This window comes from Desulfovibrio sp. (assembly GCF_047607245.1).
Lineage (GTDB): Bacteria > Desulfobacterota > Desulfovibrionia > Desulfovibrionales > Desulfovibrionaceae > Desulfovibrio.
Window position 1 is genome coordinate 16,229 of the sequence record NZ_JASGDK010000190.1, and the last position, 19,883, is coordinate 36,111.

Consider the following 19,883-nt stretch of genomic DNA (forward strand, 5'->3'; position numbering starts at 1 on the left):
AGCAAAAATGAGCGTGTATGATTTTTCAATTTGAACCCCGGTCAGCCCGGGGTTTTTTAATATCCAGGGCGCGAATCGCATGTCTGTTTGCGGTGCTTCCGTTGACCGCCAGCTATAACATGCAATGAAGTATTGAAGTCAGGCGTGCGACAGCAGCATGCCTACGTCCAACATTTCTGCATCATTGCCTGTTAGCGAGCGTTCAATATCCAGGCCCGGGTGTTCGCGCAGGTCTCTGAGCCGGGGAGAGATCGGTTTTCCGGCAGTATTAAAGGCAATCATGACTTTGGGCAGCGTTGGGTATTCCGGATTGGAGTGGCAAACCGCGCCGCGCTCGCCATTGGACAGCAACACTGGTGTTCCCACGGGGTAAACCCCCATCATTTTGATGAAGCGTTCAACATAGCCGGGGGCCCATGCCTCTTCGCGCATTTTGTACATTACAGCCAGAGCAACGTTGGCTGGCATTGGCTCTTTATAGACTCTTTTCGATGAGAGGGCGTCATAATGGTCGCTTAATGAAAGGATAAGGCCATAGATGCTTATTTTGCTGCCTCTCAACCGATTTGGGTAGCCTGATCCATTATATTTTTCATGATGCTGCATCACGCCTTGCAGCACCTCGGGACGAATACTTTTTTCTTTTACAAGGTGGTTATAGCCCAGCAGAACATGCGCCTGCATGATGTCACGTTCGGCACTGGTAAGCTTGCGTGGTGCGTCGAGTATTGCCTGAGGGATAAAGATTTTTCCAAAATCGTGAAAAAGGCCCGCCAGCCCAACAAGGTGCAGCTTGTTTTCAGGAAGGCCAAGATAATGCGCGTAAGCTACAGAAAATACAGCTACATTGACGGAATGCGTATAGGCGTATTTGTCGCAACGTCTGAGCTTTGTCAGGGAAAGAAGGGCGTCGCCATTGCGGCTGAGGCTTTTGATAATGGCCTCAATATATGGCTGTGATGCGGCCAGATCTACAGCGCCGCCCCGTGCGTCCTGCATCAGGTCTTTAACGTGCTCAAAGGTTTCGGAATAGGTCGTTCGTGCCCGAGGCATTTCTTCGCCAAGGGCAACTTTAGGGGCTGTATTGTCGGGCCATACGTAGTCGCCAGGCGCGGGCGCGTTTTGAGGGCTGCGGGGTTGGCGGAATCGGCTGGGGTCGTGATACAGTTCAGTGTATCCCTGCCTCATTATGGCGTGAATATCGGCATGCGAGGAGATAAGCCCTTCCTGCATGTAAAGTAGTGGGGACTTGAGCCATGAGATGCCTGGATTTACAATGTACATTCCAGGTTCGGCATCAGAAATGGGTATTTTAACGGGATTTATAGGCCAACCCTCTTTCTGGCTGTACCGACAGAGTAGATTTTTACATCAGAATAGTGCTGTTGCGCTTTTGGATCAGGTGGCGATTGCACTGATCAAACACGCAAGTTATGCGCTGGCTACAATCTGATTGCACTCTGTTTTGCTGGGAAATCCAGATTTGGAAACCCCGTATGCCATTAGCTTGATTTATCGGGCGCGCGCAATGCGCCACGGACAATCTGATTCACAATTTTTTACAATTTAAGCATGTTGGAAGACGTAAGTATATGTATTCGATTTTTCTATGAACGGAGGATGATTTTTCGAAAACTAGATTGAGGGTGCACGTAATGCCCCTACAGAAACAGTGGGATTTGGCTGTGAGGAGGTGTTTTTGGGTTCTATTTGCCTATTAAATGTTTTAATGGTGTGCGTGCAAAAAAATAGCGCAGCCTGGACTATGGCTACGCAGTGTAAATTTAATTATGGCCGAAATATGTGCTGTTAACTAGATATGTGGAATTAATCGGATGGATCTGTAGCAAGCACATTCCGGACGTTTAGCGGTGTAAACGGCAGCGTATAAATGCGTTGTGATGTTTGTGTTTTACGTGTGTATGAAGACGCTCTGATGCGGGCTGTTTTGAACATATATGGACCTGAAAATACCGAAGATTAGCCAAAACAGAAAAGGCGGTTAGCTTTAAAGCTAACCGCCTGGTATTTCTTGGTGGGTCGTGCGGGGTTCGAACCTGCGACTCTCTGCTTAAAAGGCAGATACTCTACCTGCTGAGTTAACGACCCGTTGAGACGCGCAATATATATATTGGCGATTTGCCTGTCAAGTGACAAAATGCGAGTCTGACAAGCCAATTATATTTCAAATTGCAGATATGTGTTAATATGCTGATTTTTCAGCCATTTTATGGGGACTGCCCACATTGTGGGCTGCACCCGGTATCTGCACAAAAAAGCTGATTGTGGGCGCTATCCCTTTTTTTCCTGCTTGGCCCAGGTGTCTCGCAGGGTCGCCGTGCGGTTGAAAACAGGGAGGGCCTCTGTGCTGTCCTTATCTTTGCAGAAATAGCCCAAACGCTCGAACTGTATCTTGTCGCCAACAGGCAGGGTAGCCAGGGCAGGTTCCAGCAGAGCTTCAACAACCGTGAGGGACTGAGGATTGATATAATCCAGAAACGTCTGGCCTTCGGGAGACGCATTGGGATTTTCAGCTGCAAAAAGCTGGTCGTACAAGCGCACTTCTGCCGGGATAGCATGAGGGGCTGATACCCAGTGGATGGTACCCTTGACCTTGCGTCCATCCGGGCTTTGGCCACCCCGGCTTTCAGGATCGTACACACAGCGCAGCTCGATCACGTTGCCGGCGTCGTCCAGAATGGCCTCGCGGCAGGTGATGAAGTAGGCGTAGCGCAGGCGCACCTCTGCACCGGGGGCAAGGCGGTGGTACTTCTTGGGCGGTTCCATGCGGAAGTCGTCGCGTTCGATGTACAGCTCACGCGAGAAGGGAACCTTGCGGCTGCCGTAGCTTTCGTCTTCCGGGTGGTAGGGCATGTTGAATTCTTCCACCTGGCCTTCAGGGTAGTTTTCAATGACCACCTTGATGGGATCAAGCACGGCCATAACCCGCGCTGCGTTGGCATTGAGGTGCTCGCGCACGCAGAATTCCAGCATGGAGTATTCCACGGTGGAATCAGCACGCGCCATGCCGATGCGGGAGCAGAATTCGCGCAGGGCTTCGGGCGGCACACCCCGGCGGCGCAGGCCGCAGAGTGTGGGCATGCGGGGGTCGTCCCAGCCGTTGACGTGGCCTTCTTTTACAAGCTGGATGAGTTTGCGTTTTGAAAGCACCGTGTAGGTGAGGTTGAGGCGGGCGAATTCGATCTGCTGCGGGCGGTAAGCGCCAAGCGTTTCGAGCACCCAGTCGTACAGCTCGCGGTTGTTGATGAATTCCAGCGTGCAGAGCGAATGGGTGATGCCTTCGATGGAGTCTGACAGGCAGTGCGTGTAGTCGTACATGGGGTAGATGCACCACGTATCACCCGTGCGGTGATGCGCGGCATGACGAATGCGGTACAGCGTGGGGTCGCGCATGACAAGGTTGGGCGAAGTCATGTCAATCTTGGCGCGCAGCACTCGCTCGCCATCGGCAAATTCGCCCGCGCGCATGCGGCGGAACAGGTCGAGGTTTTCTTCAGCGCTGCGGTTGCGCCAGGGGCTTTCGCGTCCCGGTTCGGTGAGGGTGCCCCTGTGTTCGCGGATCTCTTCCGCTGAAAGGTCGTCCACATAGGCCTTGCCTATGGTGATAAGCTGCTCGGCGTAGGCGTATAGCTGCTCAAAGTAATTGGAAGCGTAGAATTCGCGGTCCTGCCAGTCGCCGCCAAGCCAGCGTACGTCCTCGCGAATGGAGTCGACGTATTCCTGCTCTTCCTTGGTGGGATTGGTATCGTCAAAGCGCAGGTTGCACAGGCCGTTGAATTCTCTGGCAACGCCAAAGTTCAAACAGATGGATTTGGCGTGCCCCAGGTGCAGGTATCCGTTCGGTTCGGGAGGAAAGCGCGTATGGACCCTGCCGTCGTAACGGCCAGTGGCATTGTCTTCAATGATACGGGCACGAATGAAGTCCACGCCGGGCTTGTTTGTTGTGTCTGCCGCAGAATCGGTGGCGGCTGAACAAGGGGAGTCGGCGGTGGAAGGGGTGATATTTTTTGTCTCGGGGGCCATAATGCGCTCCATTACTTCCTGGCGATAATGTAAATTCTAAAACTACGCCAAGCGGGGGCGGGGGTCAATCGCGCAGGCGCTGGCCTGCCGAGGCCTCGCAGGCGGTCAGCTTTTGCCTGCGGCTTCAGCCAATCCTGGTTTTGCGACTCCTGATCTTGGTGAAGAGCATCAAGGCACGGCAGTAGCAAAAGAACAAAAATAGCCGCATGCTTGACAGCCATGCCAACCTGAGCTAGCTTCCATTTCTGCATTCGGGGCGCATGCGTCCCAACGCGGAGAGGTGTCCGAGTCGGCCGAAGGAGCTCGCCTGCTAAGCGAGTATACGGGCTTAAACCTGTATCGAGAGTTCAAATCTCTCCCTCTCCGCCACATAGCGAGTAAAACCGCCAAGTTATCTGATGATAATTTGGCGGTTTTTGCGTTCAAAAAAGGCATGTTTTTAGCGAGTACATGGCCGTATCCATACCGTTATCCATACTTTTGCTTAAATCTCTTCGAAAATGTGCATTATTTGCAGTGTGTCACCTTATGAGGAAAATGGAGCAGAGCGATGGCAAGGGAGTAACTACTCGCTAACTATCTAGAAATGACGAAAAATATTTTTGAAGGCAACCGCCACTGTCATTGAGTGAATACGTGCGAGTAGCGAGACATTGGGTAGGATTGTAAGTACTTGTTCTTCGTAGAATCAGTCGATGTTTTTCATCCTGAAAAAATCGAATTCGACAACCTCTTTGAACTTGTCAAAAATTGCCTCATGAAACTCACGTAAGTATTCGGCTACATCTTCATTGCTAAGCAATCTTCTAAAATATGCTTGCATTGCAGTAATGTCGATCATTTCTGTACCATACTGCTCCTTTAAAGAGCCAATTTCTTGAGACAGGGCAAGGTTCTCTTCTTCAAGCCGAGCCTGACGAGCTAGCATAGCCGGGGTAAGTCGACGAGGCTTGCCTTTGTTAACGAGTTGTTCAATGGGAGTTGCGCTCAATAGCGCTTTCGCATACGGGATAGAAAATTTGTTTAGATCATTCATAAGCATCGCAACAGTAATCTGGCGCGGTGCTTTCATTTTTTTCAACATGCGAAAAACATGTTCTGGGACATCTTTGTCTTTTAGCAGTTCGACGACTTCTGCACATATCCCATCAAGAAGCTGTCTTTTATAGCGAATTGTTCTAATATCAAGATTAAGAGCGTTAGCAAGCTTCTCTTCTGAAACACCGGATTCAATAGCCTTTACAATCATTTTGTGTTCTTGAATTGCTGAAAGCCTATTCACGTACTTGTTGTATGTATATGTTTCGTCGTCAGTGGACACAAGGCAAGATACAAATTGAATCCCTAACTCCTTAAGAGCAGCCAACCGTAAATGACCGTCCAGCAATAAATACCCATTCCCTTCTTTAAAAGGGGTAATTACAGGAGGCTCAATAAGTCCAACCGCGCGGATTGACGAAACAACCTGACGATATTTTTTCCCTTGCTTAATTTGTATGGGCATTGTTTTCGTGGGAAATAAGTCTGTAATTTGCAACTCCATCAAATTCATGTGAAAAGCTTGCTTCATTTCGCTTGCCATAGCTTTACCTTTTTAAAATATTTACCACTTGTTGAGGGATGTCATGCATACCAACAGCTTTGAGCTGGTTGGTGAAATGGACATCCTTCAATAACTGATGAAGAGCTGCAGATGTATATGCCAATATTTGTTTGATATAATTTGATTTAGCAACCAATTGCCTTTTTTTCATAGCACCGCTTTCATATGCTGCAATGACATCTTCGGCAGATATTTCAGCCTTGTCCCGCTGTGGAACAGAAAGACCTTTTCCATAATACTTACGTCTGGATATCGCTTTTTGTGCGAGGACAAGTTTTTTCCCCGACAAGACTCCCGACTCATATGCTTCTGCCAGTGCCTTTTGCACCGCAAGATCATCCTCTGTGGCTATTTTCAGTGCATAGTATAATGGGATGCGTCCTTTTTCCACCGCCCCAACCAGATATTCTTCACCCTGACTCAGCAAGCGAAGAATCCCTCGGATATAGTCCCTGCCGAGGTTGGTTTTAGTAGCGATAGCTTCATCTCCATACCCGTTGTCTTTCAAATATTTAATACTTTGGAGAAGCTCCAGAGCGTTGTTGTTACGTCGAGCTATATTCTCAACAAGGCTCATAATGTGCGCATCTTCTGTGCTTACCTCTTTAATTATAGCAGGAATTTCTATCTCTCCTGCGGCAATATAGGCTTCCAATCTTCCTTGCCCGCACACAAGATCATACTTTTTACCGTTTTTTGTGTCTTTTTTGGGGGTTACCGTTATTGGCCGTTTTAACCCAACTCCTCTGATATTTTTTCGTATTTCTTCAGCGATAGCTTGATTTCGAACTCTAGGGTTCAAAATATAAATTTCATCAACGGAAATAAGCGTGATGTTTTTTTGTTCCATTGCTTACCACCTTATCAAGAGGAATGTTGACACTTAAATTGATCAAATAGTCCAGTGTATCAGTTCGAAAGCTGTCTAATAGTCCAGCATTATTCTCTGACAACTTTAATTGTTCACGAGAAAACTCCAGCGCAGGAAGAATATAGTAATCATATTTTCCCTCATTATTTGTATTCATACGTACCGCAATCGTGATGTCGGGATGAAGCCCGTTGTCAAAGCGAACCTTCCATCGTCTTGTCCCAGAAGGAGTTGTAAAGCATCGGCTGATGACAATTGAAATGGACAAATTATGATTTAGTTCCAGCAATGATGTCTCAGGGTCTACAAACACTTGTCTCCCACAGAGCGTTTCTATTTGTTTGATGGTGTCCAGTGTAACTGCGGCATGGAATTCACGTAGCCGCTGATTAATCATGACATACTGATAGTCCCGTTCTGGGGTGTAGCCTATCATGCGATAAGCTCGCAGTAGCCCTCCAAATCGTGTACGAAACAAGCTGCTTGGCGGCAAATAGTCAGTTTCATCAATGAGCAATGCGGATAGTCGCCCTTGACGGGTGTGTAAATTTCGAAGGCCTTGCAACATCTCGTCGTTACTAATCTTTTTCTCTCTATCTCTGAATACTTCTTGTACTTTGAGGAAAATGTTTTCCTCAACAATCGGTTCAAAAGCTTGCTTTTTACGCACCCACTCATCCTCAGGGTTGTTTTTTGTTCGGCTCTTCAGTTTGGTTGAAGTCCGATTAAAGAGGTTGTTTCCAATATATTTTTCGTTCGTTAATATTTCGTAGATAGTGCCCCGTGACCAAGGACGGGCAAAATGGTTATGAATCTTTTGAGAATTAAGGCGAACAGCAATTTCACTTTCACTGATTCCACAGAGAAATTGGTCGTAAATCCAAAGAACGATCTCTAGTTCTTCTTTTGGCCCTGGTACTAAAATTACTCTTTCAGTCAGCAAACTTTTACGTTGTCCCATCGCCAGCTCTTGCTTTGGGTTACCCTCTTCATCCAACAGCATACGGCGAAGGCCAAAACCGGCGACACCTCCTTGCCGGAATCCTTTTTTCACCAAACTGCATTGTCCAATCCAAACTTTCTGTGAAAGCTGGCGGCAATAATCACTGGCGCTTTCATCCCGTAGCAGGGTCATAATGCGATCAGCTATAGTGCTAGTCAGCGCAAGCGGCTTTTCACAGGATTGACAAATGACATTTTTACGCTCGAGTCGCATGCGATGGTACTCTGCTTCTCGACTGTCTAAGAATCGTCCCCATCGACTTTCATCCAAATATAGCACGATGTTAAACGCGTTAAGGCCTTGCTCCACATCATAGATCAATGCCAAAAATTGCTCGCGTTCTTCTGCTGTCATGCCGCTGACGCCCAAATCTCTATATACTCTTACTATTTCAATATTATATTGCGCTGCGTAATCACGGATTTGCCTCTCTTGATTTTCTGGGGACTCTGTCTGCATTTCCGTAGACATACGGATATAAATAGCGGCTTTAAGGCGAAGCTGTCTAATTTCTTCTTGGCTATACGGTATTTCAGGCTGTCTCATCAGTAGATTATCTCCCTACTACTTGAGAATATTTTGCTTCATACTGTCAGTTAAGGAGATTCATATGTCCAGAGAAAATCTGTGGCAGATTTGCCACAAAGAGGCTTTCAGCAATAGGCAACTCACAGAAGATATTGTGTCTATTTTACGGAAGCAGGGAGTTACGATAAAGCAGGCCGCGTATGACTTAAACATGACGGTATGGCGGGCGCACAACTGGTATTACAAGAACACTTCTATGTCGGCTTTAGATTTGTTGAGAATGATACAAGCGTATGATTTTATACGAAAAGAAGTCGAAAAGTCATTATATTAAAATGATGAATAAGGCGGTGGGTTTCTCATGCAGTTTAGTAATATACTAAAAACTGCAAGAAAATTGATAGTTGATTGGCTACTACCCTGCTCAGTAAATGAATTGGGCACTGCCTTCAAGTTGAAAATGATTTTTATGTGACTCTAAAGAGTTTTTGTTATTCACTTGTTTGAACGGATAAAAAGATAGGATTATTCTTGTCTGCGTGTGGAAATTTTGAAATTTTCATTAATGAAGCGACAAACCATCGTTTGATAGCTTGCCGCTTTTATCATCACACAGGCATTTTTACATGTCACTGTGCCCTTTCAAGGCGTTTTTTAAGGAAATATATGGCGACCCCAGCGTATTCTGGAAGCATGCCTTGCGCGTCGACCGAGTTCCATGCGTTTAGTAGTGCGCGGATTTGCGCTTTTTTCGCATCATGGGGTAATTTGTTCATCGCTCGTTCTACACTCGCAATAACAGCGCGGCGATTGTTCATAATTTGCTGATGGTTTAAGTTTAAAATCCCTTCGGAACCCTTCTCTGTGTCACCCAGTTCTATGCAGAATGCCTTGTCAGCAGACTCGATTTTACCTGTATTCCTTAGGTATCGTATTTTGAGTCGCTCATGGTGATCTTTGTTTGCTGGATTGTACATCAAATCCGAATCACCTTTTCGAGTATCGCAATGTTGCTTGCATGGGGGATTGCCCTCATTTCCATCACATACTGCCAAAAGGTTTTGATAGGAAAGTTCAAGGTTGGGATGTTGAGATCGGCACTTCCAGTGCTCTATACTCATAGTATGTTCTGTGATGCGTGACATGCAGTATGCACATAAAAAATTTTGCTCTTGAAGAAGACTGTTTTTCAAGAGATCTTTCGGGCAGTTATCGTAATTAGTATTTGGTGTGCTGCGATGTTTGCGTAAAGGGTCTTCGGGGTTTTTATGTATCGGCAGCATAAATTACTCCGTAACCTTGGCAGCTGCCTGCCTCATCATGGCTAACTGACTGTTGGCGCTGATAACTTCAGGGATTTTACCTGTCTTTTGGGCAAGTGTTTTAATGGCATTGTCCGCGTCGGTGAGCTTCTCCTCGTCAAGAAGACGATCAATATTTTCGAGGGCTTCAGTAACTTCAGAATTTCGACTTTCCGCCCCCATAAGTTCGCGCAATAGCTCCGATGACTCCATGCCGAACGAGCGTGGAGGATGGTAAGGTTTTTCGCCCTCTTCAATTATCCATACAGACTCTTTTTGCACCTCTCCTAAGACTTGCGGGGAGTGGCTGGCTATTAGAAATTGGCAGTTTGGAAATGTTTTTAACAGTCCTGGGATAATCGTACGCTGCCATTTGGGGTGAAGGTGCAATTCTATTTCGTCGATAAGGATAATACCTTCTCCCCCAAGGGGATCTTCAAGCGCGGGGTTAGCAATGGCAAGTCGACGGGCGATGTCGCCTATGAGGAGAATGTAGCCTCGTTCTCCATCAGAAAGTTGTTTATAGAAAACTCGGTGGTTACTTTTTTCGATAAAAAATTGCCATGTTTCTCTGTCAAAACTGAAATTTGAAAAATTATAGAAAGCCTTAATAGCGTTTTTTACCGATTGAAGCTCTTTATCAGAGTAGCTTATATCTTCTTTGCTTTTTTGAAGTTCTAAATCTTCGCGAGCTTTAAACCACTTGAAGAATTTATTATAATCAAAATTCATAGAGATCGCATCATCATAGCATGCTTTTGGAGATAAAATGTACGTTTCCTCTCCTTTTGGATAAAAATACTCTGTGTATCTTGTAGATTTATAGCTTAGAAATATGGGAAGCTTTGGTTTTTTATTTAAGAGAATCATATTGATAATATTTTTGACATAAGATTCAAGCTCAGCGCAGTCTAGTTGATTATGCGTTGAAAAATCTCCCTTTGTTATTGTTTTTTCGGCACGTATCCCCCATGTTATTAATTTTTTATCACAAAGTGATATCTCTATGTGTGAATCAAAGGATTCATTATGCACGTCTTCGTAGGATATGCCAGTTTTTACAGCGGTGTTGCTTCCTAGCTTGTCAATGATATTTCCAAGTAAAATATTGATCGCCTCGAAAATAGAACTTTTTCCAGAGCCATTTTCCCCAAAAAAAACATTTAAACGTTCATGTAAGGTAAGAGAAAGCCTCTCAAAACAACGAAAATTTTTCAATTTTATAGATTTGATATGCATAATTTCTCCGTTGCTTGTCAGGATTTCTATGCGGAAACTATTATCCTTCCGCATCATCTTCATATGGATTTTCGCCGTTGCTGGCAACTTTACTCTTGGGCAGTTTTTGTTATAAATTGCCTATGGATAGCTGAATAAAATCATGAAATATGCTTTCAATTCGCACTTGCCCTGAAGCCGCATCTCAGTGCCAATGTCACGTGTGCCTTTAGTCTACCCTATGGCGGCAGATGAACCAAGCCGTTCTGTTTGCCCTGTTTTAGTCCTCTATGCGCGAGTGTCTGTGGCTCAAGTAGGGCTACCCCGGCTGGTCGGGCAACATGTTGTTTCCCCCAAGTATCACGCGCGGGCACTTTTCAACTGCGAAGTTACAATGTTGGAATGTTCAGCCATCACTTTTCCACCGGACGCGCAAAAAAGGCGGGCTGCCGCGAAGCAACCCGCCTTTCGTATCCATAGAGTCGCCAGTCTAGCTCAAGCTCTTTGATTACATTTTCCGTATGGTGTGTTGTTTTCAGCAGTAAATTAATTATCAACGAGGCAAATAGATTAGTGTTTACCTGTGATCAGGGGAATATTTTTTTGTTTAAAATTGTATGAATGTATAAAACGCACAATGCCATTGATCACATCATGGGCAATTGGTAAAGAGACATCTGTGTATGTTATGTAGTGTGGTTGGTTTACGGGTTGTCTTTTTAGCATGTGCGTGACACCAGGTAACTGCAATAGGTGGCATCTGGTCGGGCTTGAAAAAGTCGAAAAGCATTCTCTTGGGGCACTTGCAAGTCATTCTTTCCTTGCATGATAAGGACAGGAAGGGAATGTGCTGAAATTAACTCGACAGGGTCTAAGCGCATTTGGCTTATCAAAAAAGATTGAATTGGAGTGGCGAACAGAGGCCGCAGTGGTGCAGGAAGGCGTGCAACGTCAATACGTTTGCCTTGTTCCAGCGCTTCGATAGCTTCAAGCGCGGTTGGTAGTAGCGGTGTATTGGCCGGGTTGCGATTTAGCTGCTGGCGTAGAATATCGCTGGTTTTTTTTCCTGGTGTGGCGACGAGGATAAGGCCGCAAACGTCTTTCGAGTTTTGTCTGGTAGCAAGTAATGCTGTTAGCCCCCCTTCGCTGTGCCCTAATAGCCATATGCATTTTTGGCCAGTTTCTTTTTTTAAAAAATTAATCCAATCCCGAGTGTCAGTTGCATAATCCTCCATGCTCACATTATTAGGGTTAATCCCGGGGGCAGCGCTACTGAACATGCCGCGCTTGTCTATGCGCACAGAGGAGATTCCTTCCTCAGCTAATCCTTCGGCCAGCAAGCGATAGACAGATGGATTGCCGATAAGTGGATTGTTGCCATCTCTGTCTGTTGGGCCAGAGCCGGGGATAATGAGAATAAGTGGCGCGCTTTGGCTTGCTGCTGATTGGTAAAATGCACCAAGGTTGTTGAGCTTCAATTCTTTGGCAAAAGTATTTGCCCCTGCATTCGTTAAGAATATCATTAGAATAAATAAAAGAAGGAGGTTGGCTTTTTGCATGTTTTTTCTTCTGTCCGGCAGTAATCTATTTGTCCCATTCACGTTAATAACTAATATTTAAATTCAGCGGAGAGAACGCCGCGAACTGGCCAAAAGCATATCTTTTTGAGTAAAGCCAATTTTTTCAAAAAAACCTTCTGTCCCTTTTAGGGGGGTCAGATATATGCCCGTATGCTCAAAATTTTCCGAGAATTGTTCCAACAATGCGGTTCCAACTCCTTTTTTTTGAGAATCCTTCTCCACGATCAACTCAGCCAGCCAAGTTGTAAAGACCATGTCTGAAAATGCTCGGAGCATCCCAATAGGCTTGCCAGATGCGTCAGTGGCAAAACGGCAATAATCCGTTTTTATTATTGATTTTTTGATGTCTTGCCATTTGTAGATGTCCCCCCATCCGCATGAGATATATATGTTCCCGATTTGAATGCAAAACTCTTTTGTCAACTTTGTGTTGCTAACTGTGATAATGTTCATCACTTTTATCCTTTTAGCGGCAGTAATGTTGGTGGGAGTTTTTTGGAAAGTAGCTTTCTAATAACCCATTAAGATTATGTTAAAATATTCTTCCTAGGCTTCTTCCAATGTATGGTGCAGTTAGAATGATAAAAATATATTAGCCTTAACTAATATTGAAAACAAACGTCTAAGTCAATTTTTTCACCAAAATGCTAGGAATTAGGACAAGTCTTTGATTCTGAAGCTATGAAGGTGCACCAAATAAATGAATACGTGCTGGCACTAAGGTATTGGTGCGGTCTCTGGCTGCTGGAAAGTAGGCTTTTGGGGATTGAGTGACTTTCACCGCCCCCGGATGGGTAGGATTGTCAGGTCAAATCAAAGTTAATCCGAATTAAGACCATTATACCAGTAGCGTAGCATCATCCCAAAACTCCTGAAAGTGGCCTCTTCACAGTCGTAGTGGAAATGTTCAGGATAGCGGTTATTGGTGGGATCGTCAGGTATGGCTACCATCTTCCGGCAATTGTAGGCTATGCAGCGGTACATATACCCATTGGCACTGATGATGAGATGCTTGTGTATACGATTGACCGTGAGTTTGCGCCGCAGATCCCACTGCTTTTGTGGATAAGGTTCGTCCGGCAATGGCTTAATCCACACGCGTCCTTCCCAGGTGGAGTTGGAGGCAAGGCAGGCGACTACTTCCTTGCTACGAAGGGTAAGAGAACAATAGTTGAACAGTACCATATCCAGAAAAATGCTGGTAGAGGGCGGAAGTATTTCACAGAGATCCCCATTGGGTATCATGGAAGTGGAAATGTATATAAATTGCCCCTGCCGTAAGGCCGCCGCACAGGCAAAAGTGTCTGCCAGAAAAGCGTGCCCTTTGCCATTCCCCAAAACCCAGTAGGGATCTCTTGTGCCTGTCTCTACACCACAAACGGTGTTGGGAACAGCCGTTGGGCACAGCATCTGGACAGGTGGGCCATGCCTGCGCTGTAACGTCTTATAGTGAAAAAGCATGTCGCGTCACATATCCATTGTGAGTATTTATTACAATTGCTACACTGAGGCGCTACTATCGGCGTCAAGTTCATAACTACACAGGCTTATATCATGTTGTTTGTGCATCAAGCATGGCCTAACATGCATTGCTACGAATGCACGACAAAACTACCTTCGGAATAAGCTAATAGCAAGTGCACCTGCCGTTTATCACCTTGTCCTCTACCACTGGCTTTGTGAATTCATTTTGAGGCTGTAGGCGACCATTCGGCGCGTAGTCTTGAGCGTTGAATGGTGACTATAAAATAACAAAGACGGGCTGCCGTGAAGCAACCCGCCTTTAGCATTCATAGAGCCGCCCCCTAACCGTCAGCCTTTTCAAGCTCCTTGCACATAACTACTGGCTGAACCGCTTGTTCAATGACCCCCGCCAGGTGGTCAAGCCGGGGATCTATGCCACGCAAGTATATGTCGGTTGTGGTGGCTCTCTGATGCCCTAAAAGCCTTTGGATGTCCGTCAGGTCTGTCTGCTGCGATTTCACAAGGCTCACGGCAAAGAAGTGTCTGATGGCATGAAAGCCAAAAGGGCTGACCTCAGCCTCTTTGCACAGTCGGCCCAGCATATATTTCATCACGGGCTGGCGCATTTCGTACGGTTTTCCGGTGGTTGGATTGATGAAAACGTACTCGGCATCACCAGCCACCAGTTTTTGAGCGTCCAGTATGGTTTTTAGCGTGGACGTTATTGGTGCGTGCCGACTTTGCTTCGCGCCACCTTTCCGCTTTTGGGTCCATAACAATATGCTGTGGTCGGACACATCAGCCCAACGGAGCTTGAGCACTTCCCCCGCTCGTGCCCCTGTGTGCAGCAACGTATTAAGCGGAGCGTTGGTACGGATTCCGCTAATAAAAAGTAAGAAGCTTCGAACTGCTGAAAAGTAGGCTCTTGATGGACTGAATCTTTTTCATGTTGATAAGTAGGATTGTCAGGCCAAATCAAAGTTAATTTGAATTAAGACCATTATACCAGTAGCGTAGCATCATCCCAGAACTCCTAAAAGTGGCCTCTTCACAGTCGTAATGGAAATGCTCAGGATAGCAGTTGTTGGTGGGATCGTCAGGTATGCCTGCCATCTTCCGGCAATTGTAGGCCATGCAGCGGTACATATACCCATTGGCACTGATAGTGAGATGCTTGTGTATACGCTTGACCGTGAGTCTGCGGCGCAGATCCCACTGCTTTTGTGGATAAGGTTCGTCCGGCATTGGCTTAATCCGCACGCGTCCTTCCCAGTTGGAGTTGGAGGCCAGGCAGGCGACTACTTCCTTGCTACGAAGGATAAGAGAACAATAGTTGAACAGTACCATATCCAGAAAAATGCTGGTAGAGGGCGGAAGTATTTCACAGAGATCCCCATTGGGTATCATGGAGGTGGGGATGTATATAAATTGCCCCTGCCGTAAGGCCGCCGCACAGGCAAAAGTGTCTGCCAGAAAAGCGTACCCTTTGCCATTCCCCAAAAGCCAGTAGGGATCACCTGTGCCTGTCTCTACACTACAAACGGTGTTGGGAACAGCCGTTGGGCACAGCATCTGGACAGGTGGGCCATGCCTGCGCTGTAGCGTCTTATAGTGAAAAAGCATGTCGCGTCACATATCCATTGTGAGTGCTTATTACACTTACTGCACTGGGGCGATCTTTCGGCGTGAAGTCCATAACTACACAGGTTCATATCATGTTGTTGATGCATCAAGCATGCCTAACATGCATTGCTACGAATGCACGACAAAACTACCTTCGGAATAAGCCAATAGCAAGTGCACCTGCCGTTTATCACCTTGTCCTCTACCACTGGCTTTGTGAATTCATTTTAAGGCTGTAATCCAATATACCTTCCAGCATGCGAATAATAATAAAATTAATTAAGACTTACAATTAATATTCGAAACATTTTATTTAAAATAGTAAATACTATTTTAAAGGCTGTATTTCCGCTGTTGCCAATAAATAAATTTTTAATATTATAATATATCAAAATCTATTGCTTCGCGAAGTTGTCGATGTTATCCGTAATAATAACTTTAATCGTTAAATACGGAGGCAGTTATGGCAATTACCATTCGCGAGGCAACCTTCAACCTCTTGCGCCAGTTGGGCCTTACTACTATTTTCGGAAATCCCGGTTCGACAGAAGAAACGTTTCTTAAGGATTTCCCTAAAGACTTCCGTTACATACAAACACTTCAGGAGGCTTCCGCCGTAGGAGCTGCAGACGGTTACGCACAAGCCACGCGAAAACCCGCTCTGGTGAACGTGCACACATCAGCGGGCCTGTGCAATGCCATGAGCAATATCCTGACAGCCAGCATGAACAAGACTCCCCTAATCATCACGGCAGGCAACCAGACCCGCGAGATGCTTCTCATGGAGCCGTGGCTTACCAATGTGCAGCCTGCAGAACTGCCTAAACCTTGGATTAAATGGAGTTACGAACCAGTACGGGCCGAAGATGTTCCAGCAGCCTTCATGAGAGCTTATGCCACAGCTTTGCAGCCCCCGGCGGGACCAGTCTTTTTGTCCATCCCTCTTGACGACTGGGATAAGCCTGCGACTGAGGCACCTGTTGTGCGTTGCGTTGCAAGCCGCATTGGCCCGGACCCTGAGCGCATCGCCAAGTTCGCTGAGTTGCTTTCCAAAGCTAAAAATCCGGCCCTTATCTACGGCGCAGCCATTGCTCGGGGCGGCGGCTGGAAGCAGGCTGTAGCCCTCGCCGAAAAACTTGGAGCAACTGTATGGGCAGCACCTGCCTCAGAGCGGCCCCCGTTCCCCGAAGACCATCCCCTATACGCTGGCGGCCTTCCCTTTGCCATTGGACCGCTGGCAAAAAAGCTTGAAGGCCATGATGTGGCCATTGTGATTGGCGCACCTATTTTCCGTTACTATCCCTATATTGCGGGTCCTTATCTTCCTGAAAACCTTTGCCTGCTGCATATTTCAGACGACCCGGCCGAAACTGGACGAGCCCCGGTGGGTGATAGTATGTTATGCGATGCGGTACTGGCGCTGGAAGCTCTGGAATCCCGTGTACAATCGCGTACGGCTGCTCCGGCCGTCAAAAAGCAAGCTCACCGCATGGCTCCACACCCGGCCGCGCCCATGCCAGCCCCCAGCAATATGCTGACAGCTTTGGAGCTTTTCACTGCATTGCGTGAAGCCACCCCTGCCGAAACAGTTCTGGTGGAGGAATCTCCATCCAACCTGGGTGAGTTGCATGCAGCATGGCCCATTACACTGCCGGATACCTTCTATACCTTTGCTAGCGGCAGCCTGGGCTGGAACCTGCCTGCCAGCGTGGGGATCGCCATGGCTGAGCGCGATAGTGGCCGTAATCGTCCGGTTTTGGCTATTATTGGCGATGGCTCTATGCAGTACTCCGTTCAGGGACTCTGGACAGCAGTACAACAAGGCCTGCCCATTCTTTTCGTCATACCCAAAAACGGCGAATACGCCATTCTGAAGTCTTTTGCCACTCTGGAAGAAACCCCGGGCGTACCGGGCCTTGACCTGCCCGGACTCGATCTGGTCTCCCTTGCCAAGGGCTACGGCTGCGAAGCCGTGCGCGTTGAAACGGCAGATGAGGTGCGCAAAATCTGCGCTGAGGCTTTCAGCCGCTCCGGCCCCACCCTGATTGAGGTGCCGATAGTCCCCACCGTTCCCTCCTTGCTTTAGGGACAAAGAGGTGTCCAACCCCACAAAGTGGGCTTGGACACCAACGAGTAACGTTGCCAGTAATCACGAAAATTGTGTGTTGACGTAACTTAGCTGCGTCGTAAGTGACCTGTTTTTTGAGTTTTATTTCGTCGCCGCGACCTGTGAAGGTGGTATCACTCTATACTTTTGTGAAAATACGAGTCAGTCAACAACCTGTGTTCAACCTTTTACGGGCCAGGACTCGTGGCAAAAGAGGAGCCTTCTATGCTTGAAACAATCATTATGGCCTTGCTGCCTATTGTAGTCACCTTGCTTTTAGGCCTTCTGGCTGGGTGGCGGCACGATTTTAGCCAGAGCCAGGCTTCCATACTCAACCGTATGGTTATGCTCTACGCTCTGCCCATGCTTCTTTTTGCGGGTATTCTCGGGACGCCACTGGCTGAAGTATTGAAAAATGCGCAGGTTTTTCTGTGGCTGGCCGTGGGTATGGCTGGTGGCTTTATACTGGTTTTTCTGATTTCTCGCCTTGTTTTCAGGTCTGACGTCAAGCTGGCCGCTTTGCGAAGTCTAGCCATCGCCGGCCCCGCCGTGCCTTTTGTGGGTACTCCCGTGTTGGGTATGCTTTTCCCCGTTGAGGCCGACCTAGCCATCGCAGCAGGTAGTCTTCTTATGAATCTCGTACAGGTCCCCTTGGCCCTTGTTTTTCTTGTGGGCTCAGGAGGCAGTGACGCCAGCGGCGACCAGAAAAAGGGTGCCTTACATATCGTTGTTGAGAGTGTAGTCAATGCTGTAAAACAGCCTGTCGTGTGGGCACCAGTGTTAGCTTTTGTACTTTTGTTGGTGGGGCTGGACATGCCCAAGGTTATCAAAGGCTCCTTCCTGCTTCTCGGACAGGCTACTGGCGGTGTGGCTTTGTTTGCCGTGGGTGCGGTACTTTTTGCACAAAAGGTCAGCGTATCCCTGCCTGTGATCGTTAACGTGATCTGCAAGAATATCGCCCTGCCGGGCCTTATTCTTTTGGCCATGATCTGGCTGGCTGTTCCAGGTGCGGAGCGTGGATTGGTCGCCGTTACCCTGGCGATTCCCACGGCTTCCATCGCCGTGATCTTCGCTGTGGAGTATAATACGGGACAACAGGAAATGGCTTCTACCCTGTTTTGGAGCACCATCTTGTCTGTTATCACTATGGGCGGCTTTATCTGGCTTACTTAAACCTGAACCGCGTCGGTTAGGTTAATAGGCATTGAGAATCCCGCCAATCATTTCGATTGGTGGGATTCTTTGCAGTCAATGCGACCATGAATAGGGATCATCCCAATACACATCTGTTTGTGTTTTCATGCTTCTTGCGTACTTATTTATAGCGCAATTACGACAGGGAGCAAAAGAGGAGTCCCAGTGGCATCTCAAAATTCAGTCTTAACAGCAGAATTATACTGAACACAGCAAAAAAGTCTGTCTAATGGAAAATCGAGCAGGCTTCACGATGCATACAGGAAGTGTACTATCCAGCGATGCGCGCCCTAAAAAGGCGGGCTGCCGTGAAACAACCCGCCTTTCCCATTTATAGAACCGCCAGTCTAACCGTCAGCTTGTTCAAGCTCCTTGCACGTAACTACTGGCTGAACCGCTTGTTCAATGACCCCCGCCAGGTGGTCAAGCCGCGGATCTATGCCACGCAAGTAAATGTCGGTTGTGGTGGCCCTTTGATGCCCTAAAAGTCTTTGAATGTCCGTGAGGTCTGTCTGCTACGAGTTTCACAAGGCTTACGGCAAAGAAATGCCTGCGTGTAGCAACATGATCTCGATTGGCAATTTTTGAAAAAACAGCCGCTATTAGCACGAAAATGCGGAAAGGTGACGGGCCCCAAGTATCGTTTTTGGGGTCACTGATATATGAAAAAATGCTTTTATTCATGTCAGTTGGCCAAATTCAGATTAACGATGAAGCAATTTTAATGCTGCAAATAGCAAAAAAATAAAAACATAGTATAAAACTAATGATATTGATTTTAATCTACTATGGCATAACTCTATACACTTATTGTTGTAATACAGGCGATTGATCACAAAGTTTATCTGGAGGAAGAATGGCAACGCAAATCATGCTTAAGCATCCGCAAACCGGAATCGTCAGAAAAGGATTTTACGGTTTTAGTTGGACAACATTTTTCTTTGGTGGATTTCCAGCAGTGTTTCGGGGGGACATAGTGCTTGGTCTGATAGTCATTATAATCAACCTCGTCACATTTGGTGTTGCTGGGATTATCTGGTCTTTCGTATACAACAAGAGGTATACTCTGGGCCTTATTGAAAAAGGCTATGAATTTGCAGGGAGTGATACAGAAAATAGCATCGCCAAGCAGAAGCTTGGGGTAATATCATAGATAAGGCGGAATATATTTTTTGTGCAGAGGCCGTCAGAATTACGGCATAGCATCAGAAGATAATGCTCTGTAGATTGTTCTTCTCCCTCAACACGGTAAACTGGAGTTACCATACACCAGCAAGTCGAATGAGAAAAAAGGGGAATAGCCATATAATTGTCTGCGGCCCCACCCATCTCTTGGCAGAAAGCCTT

General features: G+C 46.8%; 16 protein-coding genes and 2 tRNA genes. 5 read left to right on the forward strand and 13 right to left on the reverse strand.

Annotated features, from left to right (window positions below):
* Window positions 1-138 precede the first annotated feature (138 nt).
* From QM579_RS13815 to QM579_RS13825, 3 genes are all read right to left on the reverse strand, one after another.
* Entirely contained in the window at window positions 139-1,326 is a 1,188-nt protein-coding gene (locus QM579_RS13815; RefSeq protein WP_414999731.1) for an HD-GYP domain-containing protein, read from the reverse strand.
* A 707-nt stretch (window positions 1,327-2,033) separates the two neighbouring features.
* A tRNA-Lys gene (locus QM579_RS13820) sits at window positions 2,034-2,109 on the reverse strand.
* A gap of 183 nt (window positions 2,110-2,292) precedes the next feature.
* Entirely contained in the window at window positions 2,293-4,044 is a 1,752-nt protein-coding gene (locus tag QM579_RS13825; RefSeq protein ID WP_414999707.1) for a glutamine--tRNA ligase/YqeY domain fusion protein, read from the reverse strand.
* A gap of 274 nt (window positions 4,045-4,318) precedes the next feature.
* On the opposite strand from QM579_RS13825, the gene QM579_RS13830 reads away from it, so the two are divergent.
* A tRNA-Ser gene (locus tag QM579_RS13830) sits at window positions 4,319-4,413 on the forward strand.
* A 319-nt stretch (window positions 4,414-4,732) separates the two neighbouring features.
* Here QM579_RS13830 and QM579_RS13835 read toward each other — a convergent pair.
* From QM579_RS13835 to QM579_RS13845, 3 genes are read right to left on the reverse strand one after another with little or no spacing between them, the layout of a single operon-like run.
* A complete protein-coding gene (locus QM579_RS13835) occupies window positions 4,733-5,626 on the reverse strand; it encodes a plasmid partitioning protein RepB C-terminal domain-containing protein (RefSeq protein ID WP_414999708.1) in 894 nt (297 codons plus the stop codon).
* Window positions 5,627-5,630: 4 nt separating this feature from the next.
* Window positions 5,631-6,497 (reverse strand): ParB/RepB/Spo0J family partition protein, encoded by an 867-nt coding sequence (locus tag QM579_RS13840; protein WP_414999709.1) that lies wholly within the window; start codon window positions 6,495-6,497, stop codon window positions 5,631-5,633.
* A complete protein-coding gene (locus QM579_RS13845) occupies window positions 6,463-8,067 on the reverse strand; it encodes a recombinase family protein (RefSeq protein ID WP_414999710.1) in 1,605 nt (534 codons plus the stop codon). The genes QM579_RS13840 and QM579_RS13845 overlap by 35 nt, the downstream gene beginning before the upstream one ends.
* A 64-nt stretch (window positions 8,068-8,131) precedes the next feature.
* Here QM579_RS13845 and QM579_RS13850 point away from each other — a divergent pair, with 64 nt between their 5' ends.
* On the forward strand, window positions 8,132-8,383 hold the full coding sequence (locus QM579_RS13850; RefSeq protein WP_414999711.1) for a hypothetical protein: 252 nt from the start codon (window positions 8,132-8,134) through the stop codon (window positions 8,381-8,383).
* 295 nt (window positions 8,384-8,678) lie between these two features.
* On the opposite strand, the gene QM579_RS13855 is transcribed toward QM579_RS13850, so the two are convergent.
* The 7 genes from QM579_RS13855 to QM579_RS13885 all read right to left on the reverse strand — a co-directional run bounded on the left by QM579_RS13855 (window position 8,679) and on the right by QM579_RS13885 (window position 15,235).
* Complete coding sequence (locus tag QM579_RS13855; protein ID WP_414999712.1) at window positions 8,679-9,332, reverse strand: hypothetical protein; 654 nt, start codon at window positions 9,330-9,332, stop codon at window positions 8,679-8,681.
* A gap of 3 nt (window positions 9,333-9,335) precedes the next feature.
* Window positions 9,336-10,589: an AAA family ATPase gene (locus tag QM579_RS13860; protein WP_414999713.1), complete on the reverse strand. Its 1,254-nt coding sequence runs from the start codon at window positions 10,587-10,589 to the stop codon at window positions 9,336-9,338.
* Window positions 10,590-11,287: 698 nt separating this feature from the next.
* Window positions 11,288-12,127 (reverse strand): alpha/beta hydrolase, encoded by an 840-nt coding sequence (locus QM579_RS13865; protein ID WP_414999714.1) that lies wholly within the window; start codon window positions 12,125-12,127, stop codon window positions 11,288-11,290.
* A 63-nt stretch (window positions 12,128-12,190) separates the two neighbouring features.
* On the reverse strand, window positions 12,191-12,601 hold the full coding sequence (locus tag QM579_RS13870) for a GNAT family N-acetyltransferase (RefSeq protein ID WP_414999715.1): 411 nt from the start codon (window positions 12,599-12,601) through the stop codon (window positions 12,191-12,193).
* Window positions 12,602-12,967: 366 nt separating this feature from the next.
* Complete coding sequence (locus tag QM579_RS13875) at window positions 12,968-13,558, reverse strand: hypothetical protein (RefSeq protein WP_414999716.1); 591 nt, start codon at window positions 13,556-13,558, stop codon at window positions 12,968-12,970.
* Window positions 13,559-13,953: 395 nt separating this feature from the next.
* Window positions 13,954-14,499, reverse strand: a complete 546-nt coding sequence (locus QM579_RS13880) for a tyrosine-type recombinase/integrase (RefSeq protein ID WP_414999732.1) — start codon at window positions 14,497-14,499, stop codon at window positions 13,954-13,956.
* Window positions 14,500-14,593: 94 nt separating this feature from the next.
* Entirely contained in the window at window positions 14,594-15,235 is a 642-nt protein-coding gene (locus QM579_RS13885; RefSeq protein ID WP_414999717.1) for a hypothetical protein, read from the reverse strand.
* Window positions 15,236-15,698: 463 nt separating this feature from the next.
* Here QM579_RS13885 and mdlC point away from each other — a divergent pair, with 463 nt between their 5' ends.
* The 3 genes from mdlC to QM579_RS13900 all read left to right on the forward strand — a co-directional run bounded on the left by mdlC (window position 15,699) and on the right by QM579_RS13900 (window position 19,689).
* Entirely contained in the window at window positions 15,699-17,321 is a 1,623-nt protein-coding gene (mdlC, locus tag QM579_RS13890) for a benzoylformate decarboxylase (RefSeq protein ID WP_414999718.1), read from the forward strand.
* A 246-nt stretch (window positions 17,322-17,567) separates the two neighbouring features.
* Window positions 17,568-18,515: an AEC family transporter gene (locus QM579_RS13895; protein ID WP_414999719.1), complete on the forward strand. Its 948-nt coding sequence runs from the start codon at window positions 17,568-17,570 to the stop codon at window positions 18,513-18,515.
* A gap of 877 nt (window positions 18,516-19,392) precedes the next feature.
* Window positions 19,393-19,689: a hypothetical protein gene (locus tag QM579_RS13900; RefSeq protein WP_414999720.1), complete on the forward strand. Its 297-nt coding sequence runs from the start codon at window positions 19,393-19,395 to the stop codon at window positions 19,687-19,689.
* The last annotated feature ends 194 nt before the right edge of the window (window positions 19,690-19,883 follow it).

What these genes read in the sequence shown, in the direction of transcription:
- QM579_RS13825 (WP_414999707.1), bottom strand. Translation starts at nt 4,044, where the DNA reads ATGGCCCCCGAGACAAAAAATATCACCCCTTCCACCGCCGACTCCCCT.
- QM579_RS13835 (WP_414999708.1), bottom strand. Translation starts at nt 5,626, where the DNA reads ATGGCAAGCGAAATGAAGCAAGCTTTTCACATGAATTTGATGGAGTTG.
- QM579_RS13840 (WP_414999709.1), bottom strand. Translation starts at nt 6,497, where the DNA reads ATGGAACAAAAAAACATCACGCTTATTTCCGTTGATGAAATTTATATT.
- QM579_RS13845 (WP_414999710.1), bottom strand. Translation starts at nt 8,067, where the DNA reads ATGAGACAGCCTGAAATACCGTATAGCCAAGAAGAAATTAGACAGCTT.
- QM579_RS13850 (WP_414999711.1), top strand. Translation starts at nt 8,132, where the DNA reads ATGTCCAGAGAAAATCTGTGGCAGATTTGCCACAAAGAGGCTTTCAGC.
- QM579_RS13855 (WP_414999712.1), bottom strand. Translation starts at nt 9,332, where the DNA reads ATGCTGCCGATACATAAAAACCCCGAAGACCCTTTACGCAAACATCGC.
- QM579_RS13860 (WP_414999713.1), bottom strand. Translation starts at nt 10,589, where the DNA reads ATGCATATCAAATCTATAAAATTGAAAAATTTTCGTTGTTTTGAGAGG.
- QM579_RS13865 (WP_414999714.1), bottom strand. Translation starts at nt 12,127, where the DNA reads ATGCAAAAAGCCAACCTCCTTCTTTTATTTATTCTAATGATATTCTTA.
- QM579_RS13870 (WP_414999715.1), bottom strand. Translation starts at nt 12,601, where the DNA reads ATGAACATTATCACAGTTAGCAACACAAAGTTGACAAAAGAGTTTTGC.
- QM579_RS13875 (WP_414999716.1), bottom strand. Translation starts at nt 13,558, where the DNA reads ATGCTGTGCCCAACGGCTGTTCCCAACACCGTTTGTGGTGTAGAGACA.
- QM579_RS13885 (WP_414999717.1), bottom strand. Translation starts at nt 15,235, where the DNA reads ATGCTTTTTCACTATAAGACGCTACAGCGCAGGCATGGCCCACCTGTC.
- mdlC (WP_414999718.1), top strand. Translation starts at nt 15,699, where the DNA reads ATGGCAATTACCATTCGCGAGGCAACCTTCAACCTCTTGCGCCAGTTG.
- QM579_RS13895 (WP_414999719.1), top strand. Translation starts at nt 17,568, where the DNA reads ATGCTTGAAACAATCATTATGGCCTTGCTGCCTATTGTAGTCACCTTG.
- QM579_RS13900 (WP_414999720.1), top strand. Translation starts at nt 19,393, where the DNA reads ATGGCAACGCAAATCATGCTTAAGCATCCGCAAACCGGAATCGTCAGA.